This window comes from Streptomyces sp. NPDC005799, from assembly GCF_040630525.1.
Lineage (GTDB): Bacteria > Actinomycetota > Actinomycetes > Streptomycetales > Streptomycetaceae > Streptomyces > Streptomyces griseorubiginosus_B.
Genome location: NZ_JBEXXQ010000020.1, coordinates 40,221 through 55,192 on the forward strand (window position 1 = coordinate 40,221; position 14,972 = coordinate 55,192).

Sequence of the window (14,972 nt, forward strand, 5' to 3'; positions counted from 1 at the left end):
GAGGTGACAGGTCGTATGCGTGCGACGGCTGCGGTGGCCGAGCGGGAGCGGGGGGACGCGGGGGCGTCGGTCCCCGTCCGGCTCGCGGCGGTCTTCCTGCCCGCGCCCCTGCCCCGGGACGGCCGCGTCGCCTTCTGGGACCCCGACGGCGGCCTCCTGCCCGCCGAGGACACCGAGCTCACGGTCGTACGACGGCACGGCGCGGGCGTACGACGCCGGACCACCCCCGCCCTGACCCTGCCGGTCGGCGAGGCCCTGCCCCTCCTCGTCCGCGCCCGGCGCGACCCGGCCGCCCACCCCGCCACCGCCTGCTGGGGCGCGGCCGCCCTGCACGCCCTGCGGCTGACCGCGCGCGGCCGTCTGCTGCCCGGACTGACGGCCACCGGCCACGACGCCTGGCGGGCCGGGCCGCTGGACCCGGACGACATCGCGCATCTCCGCGCGGTCGCCGCCGCGCTGCCCTCCGAGGGACACGCGGTCCCGCTGCCCGGCCCCGGCCCGCTGCGGCTGCCCGAGCCGGAGGCGCTGATGCGTTCCTTCCTGGACGCGGTCGCCGACACCCTGCCCCGCACCCCCGCCGCACCGCATGTCTCCGGCAGGCCCTTCGCGGACCGCCGGCCCCAGCGCCTGCCCGCCGCCCAGGAGTGGGCGGCGGAGGTCGCCGCCGGCATGGACGCGGGCGTGCGCATCTCGCTCCGCCTCGATCTGTCGGCGTACGAACTGTTCGACGACGACGAGGGCGTGCGCAGGGCGGGCGCCGCGATCGTCCAGGTGCACAGCCTCGCCGACCCCACCATGGTCGTCGACGCGGCGGCCCTGTGGGCGGGCGAGGCGGACGTGGTGTTCGGCCCCCGCGCCCGCGTGGACGCGGCCCTCGCCGTGCGCCGTGCGGCCCGGATCTGGCCGCCGCTCGACCGCCTGGCCGAGCAGGACGTGCCCGACGTCCTGGCGCTGTACGACGACGAGCTGGGCGATCTGCTCGGCGTGGCCGCCACCCGGCTCGCGGCCGCCGGGGTCGCCGTGCACTGGCCCCGCGACCTCGCCCAGGACCTGTCCGCGGCAGCGGTCGTACGGTCCGCGCCGGGCTCGGCGACCGACGGCACCGGCTTTTTCGAGAGCGAGGAACTGCTGCAGTTCCGCTGGCAGTTGGCGCTCGGCGGCGATCCCCTCAGCGAGGCGGAGATGGACGCCCTCGCCGAGGCCCACCGCCCGGTCGTACGGCTGCGGGACCGCTGGGTCCTGGTCGACCCCGCCCTCGTCCGCAAGGCCCGCAAACGCGAACTGGGCCTGCTGGACCCCGTCGACGCGCTCTCCGTGGCCCTGACCGGCAGCGCGGAGGTGGAGGGCGAGACGGTCGAGGCGGTGCCGGTCGGCGCGCTCGCCGCCCTCCGTGAGCGGCTGACGGCAGGAGTGCGCCCCGCCGAACCACCCCCGGATCTGCGGGCCACCCTCCGCGACTACCAACTGCGCGGCCTGGCCTGGCTGGACCTCATGACCTCCCTCGGCCTCGGCGGCTGCCTCGCGGACGACATGGGGCTGGGCAAGACGATCACCGTCATCGCCCTGCACCTCAAGCGGGCCCGCACCGAGCCCACCCTGGTGATCTGCCCGGCCTCCCTGCTGGGCAACTGGCAGCGGGAGATCACCCGGTTCGCGCCCGGCGTCCCCGTCCGCCGCTTCCACGGCCCGGACCGCACGCTCGACGACCTCGAGGACGGCTTCGTGCTGACGACGTACGGCACGATGCGCACGACCGCGCCGCAGTTGGCCGAACAGCCCTGGGGGATGGTCGTCGCCGACGAGGCACAACACGTCAAGAATCCCTATTCGGCCACCGCGAAGGCACTGCGCACCATCCCCTCCCCGGCACGCGTGGCCCTGACCGGCACACCGGTGGAGAACAACCTCTCCGAACTGTGGGCCCTGCTCGACTGGACCACTCCCGGGCTCCTGGGCCCCCTGAAGTCCTTCCGCGCCCGCCACGCGCGCGCCGTGGAGAACGGCGAGGACGAGGAGGCGGTGCGGCGGCTGGCCCGCCTGGTGCGCCCCTTCCTCCTGCGCCGCAAGAAGTCCGACCCCGGGATCGTCCCCGAGCTGCCGCCGAAGACCGAGACCGACCATCCCGTGCCGCTGACCCGCGAACAGGCGGCGCTGTACGAGGCGGTGGTGCGGGAGTCGATGCTGGCCATCGAGACCGCGGAGGGGATCGCACGCCGGGGCCTGGTGCTGAAGCTGCTGGGCGCGCTGAAGCAGATCTGCGATCATCCGGCGCTGTACCTGAAGGAGGAGCCAGGGGCCGACGGCCGTCTGCTCGCCCGCTCCGGCAAACTCGCGCTGCTGGACGAGCTGTTGGACACGGTGCTGGCGGAGGACGGATCGGCGCTGGTCTTCACGCAGTACGTGGGGATGGCCCGTCTGATCGCCGCCCACCTCTCCGCCCGCGCCGTTCCGGTGGAGCTTCTCCACGGCGGCACGCCGGTTCCCGACCGCGAGCACATGGTGGACCGCTTCCAGTCCGGCGCGACCCCGGTCCTGGTGCTGTCCCTCAAGGCGGCCGGCACCGGACTGAACCTCACCCGCGCCGGCCATGTCGTCCACTTCGACCGCTGGTGGAACCCGGCCGTCGAGGAACAGGCCACCGACCGTGCCTACCGCATCGGCCAGACCCAGCCCGTCCAGGTCCACCGCCTCATCACCGAGGGCACGGTCGAGGACCGCATCGCCGAGATGCTCGAAGCCAAGCGTGCCCTCGCCGACGCCATCCTCGGCTCCGGCGAGTCGGCCCTCACCGAACTGACCGACCGCGAACTGTCCGATCTCGTGTCCCTCCGGAGGCCCACATGACCCCGGGCCCGGCGGACGAGGCCCGCCGAGCCCTGCGGGAAGCCCTGGAGCGGCAACGACGGGCGGCGGGGGAAGGCGCAGGCGAGCCGTCGGCAGAGGAGCAGTCGCCGGTGAAGCAGCGCGCGGTGAAGCAGCCGGCGGTGGAGCGGCCTTCGGTCGGGGACGCAGGGTCCGGGGACCCAGCGGCCGGTGATGCTACGGCGACTGACGAGAGCGCGGCGACCGAGAAAAGCGCGGCGACCGACAGCGCGGCGACCGAGGAATCCGTGGGAACCGAGGAGGCGCCCGCGTGCCCTCGGCGTGATGAACCCCGGCCCGGCGACGGCGCACGTGCGGCACTGCGCGAGGCGGTCGCCGCCAGGCGGGGCAGGGGCGAGGACACCGATGACGCGGGGCGGCCCGGCACGTCCGAGGCGAACGACGCGGACTTGTCGAAGGGGGAGACCGAGCCCGCGATCGTGCGGCCACAGGGCGACGACGAGAGCCCATCGACCAGCGAGGAGGAGGAGAGGAACCCTTCGGCAACGGATCCTCCGGCTGTGCGGCCCGCCACCGTGGCGCGGGAGGCTCTGCGAGCCGCTCGGAGTGAGGCGCGGCGGGTCGAGGCGGAGGCCGGGCGCTCGGGTGGTCGTCCGGCCTGGGGACCACGTCGCGCGGAGCGGGCCGGGGACGGACGCGGTGCCGGCACGGTCCGTCGCAGCGGTAGCGGTGGCGGTGGCGTAACGGCGCGTGACGTGAAGGAGCTGCTGGCCGGGGCCTTCCGGATGCCTTCGCCGGACGAGGCGGACGGCCCGGGCCACGACGACGTCCGTGCTGCTCACAGTTCAGGCGTGGCTCGGCCGACCCCGCCCCCGTCACCCGTCCCGAGCGACCCTTCCCACACCACGGACTCCTCCCGCCCCCGGTCCTCCGAAACCCCCGCACCACCCCAGCACGCGCCCTCCATGGCCGCCCCCGCCCGCGACGGAGAACTGCGCCGCACCTTCCCCGCGCTGCCGGCCCCGGTAGCGGCGGCCTCCGGTGCGTCCGACCCCTCGGCCGGGCCCCGGTTCGCGGCGACCTGGTGGGGAAATGCCTGGGTGACCGCGTTGGAGGAAGGCGCGCTGGACGCCAAGCGGCTGGCGCGGGGTCGGAGTTACGCCGAGCAGGGGCATGTGGACGCCATCACGGTCACCCCGGGGCTCGTGCTGGCGTACGTGCAGGGCAGCCGGCCCCGCCCGTATCGCGTGCAGGTGAGGCTGCGGACCCTGGACGACGCCGACTGGGACCGGTTCCTGGACGCCGCCGTCGAGCGGCCCGGGCACATCGCCGCGCTGCTCGACAAGGAGCTGCCGCAGTCCCTCGCCGACTGCGGCGTGCCGTTGCTGCCCGGACCGCGCGACCTCGACCCGCACTGCAGCTGCCCCGACCGCGGCCACCCCTGCAAGCACGCCGCCGCCCTCTGCTACCAGACGGCCCGTCTGCTCGACGCCGACCCCTTCGTCCTGCTCCTGCTGCGCGGCCGCGGCGAACGCGAGCTGCTCGACACGCTCTCCCGGCTGAACGCCGCCCGTGCGGCCCGCGCCGCCCAGGGCCAGCAACCGGCACCACTTCCCGGCGTGCGCGCCACGGAAGCCCTCGCGGAACGCCGCCTTCCGCCGCTCCCGCAGCCGTTGCCCGGACCGCCCCACCCCGAGCAACCCCCGGTCTACCCCGCCGCGCCCGGCGGCCCGGACCCCTTCGCGCTGGACCAGCTGGCCACCGACGCCGCGGCCCGCGCCCACGCCCTGCTGACCTCCGGACGGGACCCGGTGGCGGAGCTGACGCTGTGGCAGGACGCGGTCCGGCTCGCCGCCGCCCGCCCCGGTTCCGGACTCACCGGCGCCACCCGCGCTCTGTACGCCTCGCTGGCCTCGGCCACCGGCCGTACCCCGGCCGACCTGGCCCGCGCGGTCGCCGCCTGGCGCCAGGGCGGCCTGGAAGGGCTCGCCGTCCTGGAGGAGCCCTGGGACCCGCCCGCCGGACGCTTCGACCGGGCCCGCCCCCTCCTCCTCGCCGCGGACCTCCCCGCCTTCCGCCCCTGGCGCAACCACCTCACCCACCCCCGCGGCCACGTCCAGCTCCGCCTCGGCCGCGACGGCCTCTGGTACGCCTACGAGTCGGAGCCGGGCCGGGACGACTGGTGGCCCCGCGGCACCCCCGATCTCGACCCGGTGGGCGCCCTCACGGGCCTCGGCACGCCGGGTGATCCGTGATCGTGGTGCCGTGAGCCACCGTCCCGTGAAGGCGGTGTGAGGGTTCGCCGGTGATCCACTGGAGCAGGGGGTGAGGTCCGGGGGCCCAGGGGCCGGGGGGCCGGAAACGGCGGTTAGCGTGGAGCGGTGAGTGAGACGAAGTCCCCCGCCCTCCAGTACCGCTTCGACGGCCCGGACGACGCCCCTGTCCTCATCCTCGGACCCTCGCTCGGTACCACCTGGCACATGTGGGACCGGCAGGTGCCCGAGCTGATGAAGCAATGGCGTGTCTTCCGGTTCGACCTGCCGGGGCACGGCGGCGCGCCCGCGTACCCGGCGGGCTCGGTCGCCGAGCTCGTCTCGCGGGTGCTGGCCACGCTAGATGGGCTCGGCGTGCAGCGCTTCGGCTACGCCGGCTGCGCGTTCGGCGGGGCGGTCGGCCTGGAGCTGGCGCTGCGCCACCCGGAGCGGCTCGCCTCGCTCGCGCTGATCGCCGCCTCGCCACGCTTCGGCACGGCGGACGAGTTCCGCCAGCGCGGGGTGATCGTACGGACGAACGGGCTCGACCCCATCGCCCGTACCTCCCCGGACCGCTGGTTCACCGGCGGGTTCGCGGCCACGCAGCCCGCGATCACCGACTGGGCCGTGCAGATGGTGCGCACCACGGACCCCGGCTGCTACATAGCCGCCTGCGAGGCGCTGGCCGCCTTCGACGTCCGGTCCGAGCTGGGCAGCGTGGGCGTGCCGACGCTCGTCCTCGTGGGCTCCGAGGATCAGGTCACCGGGCCCGCCGAGGCCCGTACCCTGGTCGCCGGGATCCCCGACGCCCGGCTGGCCGTCGTGCCCGCCGCCTCCCACCTGGTGCCGGTCGAGCAGCCCGCCGCCGTCACCGACCTGCTGGTCCGGCACTTCTCCACCGCCTGGCAGCCGGGCTACGTCGAGTCCTCCACCGGCCAGATCGCCATCCCGGCCGCGCCCGTCAAGCCGGTCCTCACCGCGCCGGTGCAGCCCGTGCAGTCCGTTCCCATCGCCGAGATCGCGCCGGCGGCCGTAGCGCCGCAGCCGAACGGACGACCGGACCCGTACGACGCCGGGATCAAGGTCCGCCGCGAGGTGCTCGGCGACGCGCACGTGGACCGGACACTGGCGCAGGCTGACGAGTTCTCGGGCGATTTCCAGGAGTTCGTCACCCGCTACGCCTGGGGCGAGATCTGGGACCGGCCCGGCCTCGACCGACGGACCCGAAGCTGCGTCACCCTCACCGCGCTGGTCGCCGGCGGTCACCTGGACCAGCTCGCCTCCCACACCCGTGCGGCCCTGCGCAACGGCCTCACGCCGGGCGAGATCAAGGAGGTGCTGCTGCAGGCGGCCGTCTACTGCGGTGTGCCGGCGGCCGGCAGCGCCTTCAAGGTCGCCCAGCAGGTGATCAAGGAGGAGACGACCCCGACGGAGTGACCGCCGACCGGGCGGCTCTCGTCCCGGGGCGGGCCGTCCGGGTGGCGCGCGACAGGGCAGGATGGAGCCATGAAGCTCACGAAGATGTCCCACGCGTGCGTGCGTCTCGAGAAGGACGGGCGGACGCTCGTCCTCGACCCGGGCGGATTCAGCGAGCAGGACGCCGCCGTCGGCGCGGACGCGATCCTCGTCACGCACGAGCACGCCGACCACTTCGACGAGGGCCGGCTGCGGGCGGCCCTGGAGGCCGACCCGGCCGCCGAGATCTGGACCCTGAAGTCGGTCGCCGAGCAGATCTCCGCCGCCTTCCCGGGCCGGGTGCACACCGTCGGCCACGGCGATGCCTTCACCGCCGCCGGCTTCGACGTCCAGGTCCACGGCGAGCTGCACGCCGTGATCCACCCGGACATCCCGCGCATCACCAACGTCGGCTACCTCATCGACGGCGGCACGGTCTTCCACCCCGGCGACGCCCTCACCGTCCCCGGCCGGCCGGTCGAGACACTGATGCTGCCCGTCATGGCCCCCTGGAACAAGATCTCCGAGGTCATCGACTACGTCCGCGAGGTGAAGCCGCGGCGCGCCTACGACATCCACGACGCCCTGCTCACCGACCTCGCCCGCCCGGTCTACGACCGTCAGATCGGCGGCCTCGGCGGCTCCGAGCACCTGCGGCTGACCCCGGGCGACTCGGCGGAGGTCTGAGCCGGACGGGCGGGAGGCCGCGTTGTCGTACCCGCCCGGTAGGTTGTGGGACATGCGCATCGCGACCTGGAACGTGAACTCGATCACCGCCCGCCTGCCGCGGCTCCTGGCCTGGCTGGAGAGCAGCAACACGGACGTGCTCTGCCTCCAGGAGGCCAAGCTGGCCGAGGAGCAGTTCCCCTTCGAGCAGCTGCGCGAGCTGGGGTACGAGGCGGCGGTGCACGCGACCGGCCGGTGGAACGGCGTGGCGGTGCTCTCCCGCGTCGGCCTGGAGGACGTCGTCAAGGGCCTGCCCGGCGACCCTGGCTACGACGGCGGCGTGGAGCCCCGTGCCGTCTCCGCGACCTGCGGCCCGGTCCGCGTCTGGTCGGTGTACGTGCCCAACGGCCGTGAGGTGGACCACCCGCACTACGCCTACAAGCTCCAGTGGTTCGAGGCGCTGAAGACGGCCGTCGCCGGAGACGCGGCCGGCAGCCGCCCCTTCGCGGTCCTCGGTGACTACAACGTCGCGCCGACGGACGACGACGTCTACGACGTGGCCGCCTTCGAGGGCCTCACCCATGTCACCCCGGCCGAGCGCGCGGCCCTCGCCGCCCTGCGCGAGGCGGGCCTGTCGGACGTGGTCCCGCGCCCCCTGAAGTACGACCACCCGTTCACGTACTGGGACTACCGTCAGCTCTGCTTCCCCAAGAACCGCGGCATGCGCATCGACCTGGTGTACGCCAACGAGCCCTTCGCGAAGGCGGTCACCGACGCGTACGTGGACCGGGAGGAGCGCAAGGGCAAGGGCGCCTCGGACCACGCCCCGGTGGTGGTCGACCTGGACGTACCGCTGGCGCCCTGAGCCCCGCGGGCTCACGGCATCAGCGTCCGCAGGTCCACCGAGTCGGCCAGCGCCGCGAGCCCCGCGTCTCCCGGGTGCAGGTGGTCCCCGCTGTCGTACGCCGGCAGCATCCGCGCGGGCTGCCGCGGGTCCCGCAGGGCCGCGTCGAAGTCCAGCACGGCGTCGAAGGCCCCGCTGTCCCGGATCCAGGTGTTCACCGCGACCCGCTCGGCGTCGACGGCGGGCGGGCAGTGGATCTCGCCCGCGCAGGGCAGGATGGTGGCCGCCAGCATCCGCAGCCCCCGCGCATGCGCCCGGTCGGCGATCTCCCGCAGCCCCGCGACGACCTGCCCGGCCGACGCCAGTCGGCGCACGTCGTTGACGCCCTCGAAGACGATCACCGTGCGGGCCGAGGTCTGCGCGAAGGCGTCCCGGTCCAACCGGTCGAGGGCGCTCACCCCCGAGGCGTCCGTGGACACGCCGTCACCGGGATACCCGTCGGCGACCACACGGTTGGCGGAGATCCCCTGGTTGAGCACTCCGTAGTGCGGAACCACGTACTGCGCCAGCAGCCGGCGGGTCAGCACATTGGGCCACCGCCGGTTCGCGTTCGTCGTGGACCGGTCGCCGTCGGTGATCGAGTCCCCGATCACCACCACCGACCCCGGCCCGCCCCGCACGTCCACTCCGGTCAGCAGCGGCCAATCGGAGAGCACGCCCGTGTAGGCCGCTGCCGAGGCGTCGGCCGAGTGATCGCCCGGCACGCTGACGTACGACTGCTGAACGGCGAGCCGGTGCACGGGCGCCGCCGTCACCGTGTCCGGCAGATGGAAGCTCACCAGCAGATTCGTGTCCGCGGGCACGGTGAAGCCGAGCGGGTCGCTGAACGCCTGTGCCCCCGCCGGGATCTCGATGCCCGCCGCCCCGCCGAAGGCCACCGGCACGGGTACCTCCCGCGCCGCCGCCCCCTCGGCCTGCACGGCGACCGTCGCGCCCCCGATCCGCACCGGCGCCTGCGCGAAGGTGTTGTCGAAGCGCAGCCGTACCCGCGGCCCGCCCACCGAGGTGTGCACCACCAGCCGCACCGTCCGGTCGCTCCACGGCCCCACGGCCTGATAGCCGGACGGGGCCGCCGCCCAGGTCCCGGTCCAGCCGGCCCCCGACGCCCGCACCGCCAGCGCGAACACATGCACCCCGGCCGTCCGGGGCAGCCGTACCGAGACGACCCGTCGTTCCCTGACCAGCGGCACTGTCACGACGTACAGCCGGGTCCGCCCGGCGACCGGGCCCGCGGGTGTGTTCCGGTGCGGCAGCGCCACGGCCTTGGTGGCGAGCGGGCCGGTGCGCCAGTCGGGCACCGTCAGCCGGTAAGAGGAGCGGGTGCCGTCCGCGTACGCAACCTCGCCCGCGCCGCCCACGGTGGCACCGCCCGTGGCCGCCACCAGGAAGGCGAGGGCGTCACCGCGTCCGCCCAGGCGCACGTGCTGTCCGTCGGCCAGGACGTTGTCCGGCTCGCCCGGCTGCCGGAGCGGCCAGGTCAGCCGGGCGCCCTGCACGGTGAGCGTGCGGCCGGGCGTCCAGCCCGCGGCCGTCAGGTCCCGGGCCGACAGGGAGGCGCCGAGACCGTCGAAGTCCGCCGTGTCCGGGCGGGCGTCGTCGCTGACCGCGGCGTTGTCGAAGAGCCGCTCCAACGGCTGCGGCTGCGCCCGGCCGGACGCGCCCGCGCATGCCGTCGGGGCCGGCACCAGGGCCGCGAACAGGGCGATGACGATCGCGCATCCTGGTGCGGGTCGACGCAACTCCGGTTCCTCCCGCTCACCAAGGGGACGAAAGACGCAGGTGAAGCTAGAGAGACGGCGGACAACCGTCAACGAGCCATGCGCGGACCGCCGTGAAATCACCCCGAAGTGAGCACCCGCGCGCCTGTGGTGCGTACGAGGGTGCGAATGACACGCTGGGTGTATGAAGATCCCTTTTCTGGGCGACCGGCACGAGAAATACGGCGACCTCGATCCCGAGGGCATCGCCGAACTCCTCGCCGAGTGCGAGCTGCTGCGCTCCCTGGCTGCCGAGGAGGGTGTCCGACTCGACGACACCGTCGACTCGTTGGAGGCCCTCGACCAGCTGCTGCCGCGCTGGCGGGACGAGGAGGAGAACGAGCCCTGGCTGGGCAACGACGCGGGCCTCTATCTGGGCACCGTCATCGTGCGGGGCGTGCCCGGTGCCGCCTGGGAGATCCGGTCGGACGGCCAGCCGGTGGTCCGGCTGGAGTCCGGCCGCGAGTTCGACGTCGTGGAGTCGGGGCACGAGTGGGCCGCGAGCGGGGCCCCCGAGCTGTCGCAGGTGTATGCAGAAGTCGCGGAGACGTGATCCTTTGGCCCGTGAATCGACGTAAATACGGCTAATGCCCGATAAGTGCGTGTCGGGTTATCGCCTCCACTCCCGTCCGGTTAGTTTGCGGCAACCACGACACAGCCGGGAGTGAGTGAGCAAGGGGGAGATCACACCGTATCCGCCCGGCGGCAGCCGGAGATCACTGCTCGCGCAGCGGGATCGACACGTACGACGGGTCGTTCGCCGGCGAGGAGAAGGTCAGCTGCGCGCCGGACGGGTTGTGTTCGATGTACAGAGGATCCACCGTGTCGACGACCAGCGCGAGACGGTGCCCCGCCGGGACGTCGTAGGCCGTGGAGAACAGCTCCAGGTCGACGCCGAACGGCCTTCCGGGGGTCCGTCCGTGGAAGGTGTAGGGCGCGTTGCTGACCAGCTTGCCCAGGCCGAGCGGCCCCACGTCGTAGAGGTAGGCGACGAGGGTGCCGCTCTCGTTCGTCGGGGTGAGGGTGGTGTGCAACCTGGCCGTGCCGCGCACGTGTTGGGCCGTGGGATATCGCTCCGACCGCCACACGGCGGCCCAGCGGCGGGGGAGCAGCGGGATGGCCGCGACCGGCGGGAGCTGTGCGACCTGGTCGAGGATGCTGGAGAGGAACACGATCCCGCCGTCCGCCCCGGAGTCGACGTTGGTGTGGATCGTGGTCGTGCCGGCCAGCGCGATCTTCCGCTCGGTCGCGGCGACCGACTTCCAGTCCGGATAGCCCTCGTAGCCGCCGGTGGAACGGGACTTGAGCTGGACCGGCTGCTCCCGGTCGATGCCGTTGTCCGCGCCCTTGAGGTAGTGGTCGAACCAGCGCGCGGTGTCGCTCCACACGTCGTTGGGCAGGCCGAACAGACCGGTCAGCTCGGGGGTCGCGTGATCGCCGGGGCGGAACTCCAGTCTCTTCGGACCGGTCAGCCTCTCGTAGAAGTCCGCGTACTCATTGGCCGGAAAGACCGTGTCGCCCCAGGAGTTGGCGAGCATGACCGCCGCGCCGTTGTTGTTCAGCTGGTCCACATAAGTGACGGGGGAACGTTTCTTCCCCCAGTCGACGAGCTCCTGCTCCTTCGACAGGTTGGAGGCGTAGAAGTCGTCGAAGACCTGGCGCACTTCGGGATCCTGACGGCCGGTGACCACGCTCACCCCGTCCAGCAGGGCCGCGGCCTGCACGTGCTGGGTGCGGCCGGAGTAGATCGAGCCGATCAGGTCGGCCCAGCCGCTGAGCGAGGCGACCGCCTTGATCCGCTTGTCGTGCGCGGCCGCGAGCAGGCTGATGCCGGCGCCGTAGGAGACGCCCGCCATGCCGATGTGCCGCGGATCCGCAGGGGTGTTGGCGAGCGCCCAGTCGATGACCTTGGAGGCGTCGGCGGTGTCGGGCGGGCCGGCCACCTCCACCTCGCCGCCGGACTGCCAGAAGCCGCGGACGTTGTAACCGACCACCACGTAACCGGAGTCGGCGAGCTTCTGGGCCTGGGCGAGGTACTCGACCTGTGGGAAGCCCCAGCTCGTGGGGAGGACGAGCAGCGGGTAGCGGCGGGTGCCGTCGGCGCCCGGGGGCAGGACGACGTTCGCCTTGAGGACGGTGCCGCCGTCGCCGGTGATGTCGACGAAGCGGACGGCGCTCGCGGCCTGGGCGGTGGGGGCGACCCCGAGGACGCAGCCGGCGATCAGGGTCGCGGAGACGGCGCCCACGGCGGTCGTACGCAGGGCGTTGCGACTGTGTCCCACGGATCACTCCTCACTCGGACAGTGCAAAGTGACCAGACGGTAACCGCGGCACCTTACTTGGGGTAACCCGCCAGTAAGTTACGTGCCAGTAACGATTGTTGTGGTGTGAATCAGTTCAGGACGCGCGGTGGGAGTTGCGTGGAGCCGCCGGAGTGGGCAGCGGGGTCCTGGCCTCCCTGGTCACGTCCGCGACCAGTTCGACCACGTCCGGGCCGTACGCCTGCGAGTTGACCACCTTCAGCAGCAGCACGAAGGAGTCGTCGCCGTACTTGCGGGCCAGTCGCTCGTGGTTGCGGGCGAGATAGCGGGTGGCGGCCTGGTTGGTGATCGCGGTCTGGCCGCAGAAGAGGAACACCGGGCGCGCCCGGGGGCTCTGGTCCACGGTGAGCCGGGCCAGCAGGGCGTACTCCTCCCGGCCCGTCTCCACCCGGTAACGCTCGGTGCCGACCTGGAAGGCGCCGCGGTCGGGCCCCGGCTCGGGGTCCACGTTCACCCGAACGCCCGGGAGCAGGGAGGCCAGATGCGCCGTCATACGGCGGTTCGAGGCCGGCCCGCCCACGCAGAACTCGGTGCGCTCACCGAAACCCTGACGCGCCGTGTCGTGCGGGAGCACCTGCGCGTGGGCGTGGCAGTCCTTGATCAGGGCGGAGAGTTCCAGCAGCGCGAAGACGTCGTAGCGCATCACGGTCAACTCGGGCCCGCCGACGCCTCGGTTGACCACCAGCAGCGATTCCGAGTTGTCCGGCAGCCCGAAGAACGCCTGCTTGCGGCGGAGTTTGCGCCGCCACAGATACGTACGGGCCAGCCAGCCGAGCGCGGCGGAGATGCCGGCCGCGACCACGCCCAGGACGATGTTGCGCACGTCGTCGTTCATGGGCGCGCATGGTAGCGGTCCGACGTGGCGGGTACGTACCGGTGTTCGATGTGTGGCGTTCGCGTGACAGCAGCCGGAAGGGGTCTGTCGAGGCCCCGTGTGATGTGGTTACGCTGCGCGGACGGTCTTGGACTGGAGGTAGTGATGCGTCGCCCTGTCGCGCGGAAACTGTCGGTCCTGGTGGTCTCGGCCGCCGTGGTGTCGGTGGGAGCGGCGGCCCCGCCGACCACTCCAACGAGCGGAACACCGGCGAAGGTTCCGGTCCAGGTCGGCTATGGCGGCGCGGTCGCCAGCGTCGACGCCGACGCCACCGCCGCCGGAATCGAAGTGCTGAGGAAAGGCGGCAACGCGGTCGACGCGGCCGTCGCGACGGCCGCCGCGCTGGGCGTCACCGAGCCCTACTCCTCCGGCATCGGAGGCGGCGGCTACTTCGTCTACTACAACGCCAAGTCCCGTACGGTGCACACCATCGACGGCCGTGAGACGGCGCCGCTCACCGCCGGCTCCGACCTGTTCCTGGAGAACGGCAAGCCGCTCGCCTTCGCCGACGCCGTCAGCAGCGGCCTGAGCGTCGGCACGCCGGGCACGCCCGCGACCTGGCAGTCGGCCCTGGACAAGTGGGGCAGCAGAAAGCTCGGCACGGTGCTGAAGCCGGCCGAGAGAATCGCCCGCGACGGCTTCACCGTCGACGACACCTTCCGTACGCAGACCGCGTCGAACGAGACGCGGTTCCGCTATTTCCCGGACACGGCGAAGCTCTTCCTGCCGGGCGGGCAGTTGCCCGTGGTCGGCTCCACCTTCAAGAACCCCGAACTCGCCCGTACCTACCAGGAGTTGGGCCGCAAGGGGGTCGGTGCGATCTACCACGGCGATCTCGGGCAGGACATCGTCGACACGGTGAACCGTCCGCCGGTGGACCCGGCTTCGGGCTGGACCGCGCGACCGGGCAAGCTCTCCGACAAGGACCTCGCCGGCTACCGCGCCAAGCTCCAGGCGCCGACCGAGACGGGCTACCGCGGGCTGAAGGTCTACTCGATCGCCCCCTCCTCCTCCGGCGGCACGACGGTCGGTGAGGCGCTCAACATCCTTGAGAACACGGACCTTTCGAAGGCGAGCGAGGTCCAGTACCTGCACCACTTCATCGAGGCCAGCCGGATCGCGTTCGCCGACCGGGGGCGCTGGGTCGGCGACCCGGCGTTCGAGGACGTACCGACGCGGGGACTGCTGTCACAGCGGTTCGCCGACTCGCGGGCCTGCCTCATCAAGGACGACGCGGTGCTGACCAGCCCGGTGGCGCCGGGCGACCCGCGGCATCCGGCCGCGTGCGGCGCCGGCGGTACGGCGGCTCCGACGACGTACGAGGGCGAGAACACCACGCATCTGACGGTGGCCGACAAGTGGGGCAACGTCGTGTCCTACACCCTCACCATCGAGCAGACGGGCGGCAGCGCGATCACGGTGCCCGGGCGCGGGTTCCTGCTCAACAACGAGCTGACCGACTTCTCCTTCGCGCCGGCCAACCCGGCCGTGCACGACCCGAACCTGCCGGGGCCGGGCAAGCGGCCGCGCTCCTCCATCTCGCCGACGATCGTGCTCGACCGGCACGACCTCCCCGTGGTGGCGGTGGGTTCGCCCGGCGGGGCCACCATCATCACGACCGTCCTGCAGGTGCTGACCGAGTTCCTGGACCGGCATCTGCCGCTCGTCGACGCGATCGCCGCACCGCGCGCCAGCCAGCGCAACGCCGCCAAGACCGAACTCGAACCCGCCCTCTTCAACAGCGACGTGCGGAGCAGGCTGGAGGCCATCGGTCACTCCTTCTCGCTGAACCCGGAGATCGGGGCCGCGACCGGGGTGCAGCGGCTGCCTGGCGGCAAGTGGCTGGCCGCCGCCGAGACCGTGCGCCGGGGAGGTGGGTCGGCCCGGGTGGTCGACCCCTCGGCGCCGTAACCGCCCGCC

10 protein-coding genes are annotated in these 14,972 nt (G+C 73.0%); 7 read left to right on the plus strand and 3 right to left on the minus strand.

The window, feature by feature from the left end:
* The first annotated feature begins 15 nt into the window (after nucleotides 1–15).
* From ABZ453_RS20795 to ABZ453_RS20815, 5 genes are all read left to right on the plus strand, one after another.
* A complete protein-coding gene (locus tag ABZ453_RS20795; protein ID WP_359016405.1) occupies nucleotides 16–2,844 on the plus strand; it encodes a DEAD/DEAH box helicase in 2,829 nt (942 codons plus the stop codon).
* Nucleotides 2,841–5,078 (plus strand): SWIM zinc finger family protein, encoded by a 2,238-nt coding sequence (locus ABZ453_RS20800; RefSeq protein WP_359016406.1) that lies wholly within the window; start codon nucleotides 2,841–2,843, stop codon nucleotides 5,076–5,078. Before ABZ453_RS20795 ends, ABZ453_RS20800 begins: the two co-directional genes overlap by 4 nt.
* Before the next feature lie 126 nt (nucleotides 5,079–5,204).
* Nucleotides 5,205–6,512, plus strand: coding sequence for an alpha/beta fold hydrolase (locus tag ABZ453_RS20805; RefSeq protein ID WP_359016407.1), 1,308 nt, complete (start codon nucleotides 5,205–5,207; stop codon nucleotides 6,510–6,512).
* Between the two features lie 69 nt (nucleotides 6,513–6,581).
* The gene (locus ABZ453_RS20810; RefSeq protein WP_359016408.1) at nucleotides 6,582–7,217 is read left to right on the plus strand and encodes an MBL fold metallo-hydrolase; all 636 of its coding nucleotides are present in this window, start codon (nucleotides 6,582–6,584) and stop codon (nucleotides 7,215–7,217) included.
* Nucleotides 7,218–7,269: 52 nt separating this feature from the next.
* Nucleotides 7,270–8,061, plus strand: coding sequence for an exodeoxyribonuclease III (locus ABZ453_RS20815; RefSeq protein WP_356760950.1), 792 nt, complete (start codon nucleotides 7,270–7,272; stop codon nucleotides 8,059–8,061).
* Between the two features lie 11 nt (nucleotides 8,062–8,072).
* Here ABZ453_RS20815 and ABZ453_RS20820 read toward each other — a convergent pair whose 3' ends face one another.
* Nucleotides 8,073–9,839, minus strand: coding sequence for an SGNH/GDSL hydrolase family protein (locus ABZ453_RS20820; protein ID WP_359016409.1), 1,767 nt, complete (start codon nucleotides 9,837–9,839; stop codon nucleotides 8,073–8,075).
* A gap of 163 nt (nucleotides 9,840–10,002) precedes the next feature.
* Here ABZ453_RS20820 and ABZ453_RS20825 point away from each other — a divergent pair, with 163 nt between their 5' ends.
* Nucleotides 10,003–10,410 carry a DUF6278 family protein gene (locus ABZ453_RS20825; RefSeq protein ID WP_133041783.1) on the plus strand — a complete coding sequence of 136 codons (408 nt, stop codon included), beginning with the start codon at nucleotides 10,003–10,005 and terminating at the stop codon, nucleotides 10,408–10,410.
* Nucleotides 10,411–10,573: 163 nt separating this feature from the next.
* Here the strand turns inward: ABZ453_RS20825 and ABZ453_RS20830 are convergent, their stop codons facing one another.
* Nucleotides 10,574–12,139, minus strand: a complete 1,566-nt coding sequence (locus tag ABZ453_RS20830; RefSeq protein ID WP_359016410.1) for a CocE/NonD family hydrolase — start codon at nucleotides 12,137–12,139, stop codon at nucleotides 10,574–10,576.
* Nucleotides 12,140–12,254: 115 nt separating this feature from the next.
* Nucleotides 12,255–13,013, minus strand: a complete 759-nt coding sequence (locus tag ABZ453_RS20835; RefSeq protein ID WP_359016411.1) for a hypothetical protein — start codon at nucleotides 13,011–13,013, stop codon at nucleotides 12,255–12,257.
* Between the two features lie 144 nt (nucleotides 13,014–13,157).
* On the opposite strand from ABZ453_RS20835, the gene ggt reads away from it, so the two are divergent.
* Entirely contained in the window at nucleotides 13,158–14,963 is a 1,806-nt protein-coding gene (gene ggt, locus ABZ453_RS20840) for a gamma-glutamyltransferase (RefSeq protein ID WP_359016412.1), read from the plus strand.
* The last annotated feature ends 9 nt before the right edge of the window (nucleotides 14,964–14,972 follow it).

Excerpts from the sequence above, each read along its gene's own strand:
- ABZ453_RS20795 (WP_359016405.1), top strand. The coding sequence starts at position 16 with ATGCGTGCGACGGCTGCGGTGGCCGAGCGGGAGCGGGGGGACGCGGGG.
- ABZ453_RS20800 (WP_359016406.1), top strand. The coding sequence starts at position 2,841 with ATGACCCCGGGCCCGGCGGACGAGGCCCGCCGAGCCCTGCGGGAAGCC.
- ABZ453_RS20810 (WP_359016408.1), top strand. The coding sequence starts at position 6,582 with ATGAAGCTCACGAAGATGTCCCACGCGTGCGTGCGTCTCGAGAAGGAC.
- ABZ453_RS20815 (WP_356760950.1), top strand. The coding sequence starts at position 7,270 with ATGCGCATCGCGACCTGGAACGTGAACTCGATCACCGCCCGCCTGCCG.
- ABZ453_RS20825 (WP_133041783.1), top strand. The coding sequence starts at position 10,003 with ATGAAGATCCCTTTTCTGGGCGACCGGCACGAGAAATACGGCGACCTC.
- ABZ453_RS20835 (WP_359016411.1), bottom strand. The coding sequence starts at position 13,013 with ATGAACGACGACGTGCGCAACATCGTCCTGGGCGTGGTCGCGGCCGGC.
- ggt (WP_359016412.1), top strand. The coding sequence starts at position 13,158 with ATGCGTCGCCCTGTCGCGCGGAAACTGTCGGTCCTGGTGGTCTCGGCC.